The following is a 2,962-nucleotide window of genomic DNA, read 5'->3' as shown; positions in this document are numbered from 1 at the left end:
AGTTATTTCTTTACTCATGTAAATATGATCCTTTCATAAATTTTACTACACTCTCTATTCCTTATCAGCATCCTCACTTATATATTCACTCTTTTTCACGACACAAATCGTTGGTTTGATCACATCAATAAATTTACTTGGAATATTATCCTTAGAATTGTAAGAATTAGTAGAAGATATGTAGAGTTCTTTTTCAGCTCTGGTGATAGCTACATAAAATAATCGTTTTTCATCGTTAATACTATCATTCTTAGCATGTGGTAATAATCCCTCATTGCATCCAATAATGAAAACTACCGGGTATTCCAAACCTTTTGCACGATGAATAGTAGTGAGATTTACCTTGTTTTTACTATTATTCTTATTGGTATTATTAAGATTACTTAGATAGAAGATAAATCTCTCCAGAGAATCAAACTTCTCAGCAATATTCTCAAAAGCATTCATATTCTCAATCTGTTCAGTAGAGCTACCATCATCCGCAGCTTTACCTTTAGAAACAAACATATCAACATTCAATGACTTTCTGATATATTTAATTTTCTCAACAATACTTTTGATTTTCTTTATATGTTCTACAACAGACTGAATCTCATTGATACCATTCTTAAATTTCCAATTTCTCCGGGCAATAATAAACATAGCATCATAATAGGGCATCCCCTTATCCAGCGCCATTTGTTCTACTTCCTCGAAGAATTTCTTGTCTAACCAACGATTAGGTTTGTTATATACATATGAGAACGCTTCGTTATCATCTTTATTTACTGACAGTTTGAGATAGGAGAGTAATAGCTTGATCTCCGGCAAATCCGTAAATACTTTACCATCTACAACAGTAAAAGGAATACTATTATCATGTAAAATAGACTGTACCTTAGTCAACTGTGCGTTTGTCCGCGCCAGAACAGCAAAATCATGATATTTATAATCGGAACTCATTTCTTTGATTTTCTCAGCAATCCATTTAGCTTCAGCATATTCATTTGGAAAATTCCTGTACTCTGGAACTTTATAACTATCATTCGATGCAATGCTTTCTACATAATATTTATGTTTTGAATCTGGAATATCCCTAGCTAGAGCATTAGCAGTAGTAACAATATCCTTACTGCATCTATAATTTGTATTTAGATTAATAATCTTAGACTCAGCATAGTTCTCATCAAAATTTAAAATATATTTACTATCACCACCTCGGAATGAATAAATAGCCTGAAGTGGATCTCCTACAATCATTGTATTTGTGAAATTTAATTTCTTGAGAAGAAGAGATTGAGACATTGAAATATCTTGAAACTCATCAGATAAGATAAATTTATATTTCTTTTGAAACTGTGATTTCAATGATTCATTATTATCCAGAATATCATTTGCCATATTTAAAAAGTCATCGAATTCAATATATGATCTGGCTTTTCTATATTCTTCAAATTGTGAGTAAATTTCTTTCATTTTGGTTTTATCAAACGGCTCATCCGCGCCATATACAAGATTATTCACATCAGATATCATATTAACTTTCTGATTAGCAATGAATCGTACAATCTCATTGTATGGGACCTTATCTTTTGAACAAAGTCGCATATTTACACAGGTATCTTGAATGATTTTTTCTTTCTCCCACTGAGCAGTCCAGACTTTGTATTTATCTGAACCATATTTTTGAATAATAATCTTGAGCGCAAGAGAGTGGAATGTTTCTACATTAACATTTGAGATACCAAGTTTATTTAATTTATCCTGAATACTCTCTTTTGCTTTCTTGCTAAATGTAATAGCAAGAATATTAATCGGTGAAATACTATGTTTTTTTACTAAGTTTTCAATTCTTTTAGTGAGCACAGTTGTTTTACCACTACCAGCAGTAGCAATAACAGCATAGTTACCATGTATAGAATTAATAGCTTCTTTCTGAGCTGTATTAAAATTCATATTTTATGTATCCTTTCGTTTGGTGTAATTTCTTGTCCCATTTATATATTCGCCTAAAAGATCCTAGAACAAACAGATTTATGCTGCCTATCCAGAATGATCTATAAATTACTCTTCGAGATTGTGAGTAATCTGAAGGGTATAGTTATCATCGTTGGTTTTCTTCTGAATTCTTTTCCCAAGATATTCAGTCTCATTGTTAATAGTAATATCACAAAGCGAACCAAAAGCTAATTCATACTCTCCACGATTTTTATATAGACTTCTTAAAGTGGCTTTGGTATTTTTGTCAAACCTATTACCAGCGTTCTCAATAAGCATATCTGAAAACTCTTGATTAAATTTATCTAGGAATTTCTTAGCATTAAATCCTTCAAAATGATCTAAAAGAGCTTGGCAACGATCCAGATGAACATAATATGCTTCATATGTAGAATATACAAATTTAATCTTTCTTTTATATAATTCTCTCTTTAAAGCATTCTGGAAGATAGGTGCTTTCTTACTGTAATATCTTTCTCCAGCACTATCAATCTTAGCTTCTTTATCTGCAATGGCAATGCACTGAGAGTAATAGTCCATTTCTTCTTTGGAAGCCTGATGAGTAGTGAGATTGATGTTTAGCGAAACATTTCCGTCATGGTCAATAATTGTGGTCCCATCTGATTCTTCAACAGTAATACGATTGACTTCACGCCAGATGATGAGTCCAGCAGATTTCAGATAATCGAGAGCATTCGAGATGTAATAGTTGATTGCATGATCTGCTTTATCATAAAATTCATTGATTGTATCTAACTGAATTTGAGTCTCTGTACTGGTATCCTCTCTATTGAACTTAACCAGATTGTAATTCTGATTGACCATATTAATTTCCCTAGCCCATTTACCAACAGTGATCTCAATACTATTATTCTTATCATGACCATTGATTAGACTGTTTAGAATGAGAGGAACAATATATTGATATAGGGATTTATTCATTTATCAAAGTTCGATGGAAGAGGAATATTATATACCTGAGTGA

Annotated in this window: 2 protein-coding genes; both read right to left on the bottom strand. The window is 31.7% G+C overall.

All coding sequences use genetic code 11. The features are described 5' to 3' along the window. Positions 1-54: 54 nt before the first annotated feature. On the bottom strand, positions 55-1,935 hold the full coding sequence (locus tag DWX91_RS16125) for an ATP-dependent helicase (RefSeq protein ID WP_118539803.1): 1,881 nt from the start codon (positions 1,933-1,935) through the stop codon (positions 55-57). 108 nt (positions 1,936-2,043) lie between these two features. Further along, on the bottom strand, positions 2,044-2,802 hold the full coding sequence (locus DWX91_RS16120; RefSeq protein WP_182435125.1) for a hypothetical protein: 759 nt from the start codon (positions 2,800-2,802) through the stop codon (positions 2,044-2,046). Positions 2,803-2,962 lie beyond the last annotated feature (160 nt).

It is taken from the genome of Clostridium sp. AF22-10 (assembly GCF_003478725.1).
In the GTDB taxonomy this organism is placed as follows: Bacteria; Bacillota; Clostridia; order Lachnospirales; family Lachnospiraceae; genus Otoolea; species Otoolea fessa.
Note: the sequence above shows the minus strand (reverse complement) of the source record. Positions and strands in the feature narration are given on the sequence as shown.

Coding starts and splice junctions, on each gene's coding strand:
- DWX91_RS16120 (WP_182435125.1), bottom strand. CDS start 2,802: ATGGTCAATCAGAATTACAATCTGGTTAAGTTCAATAGAGAGGATACC.
- DWX91_RS16125 (WP_118539803.1), bottom strand. CDS start 1,935: ATGAATTTTAATACAGCTCAGAAAGAAGCTATTAATTCTATACATGGT.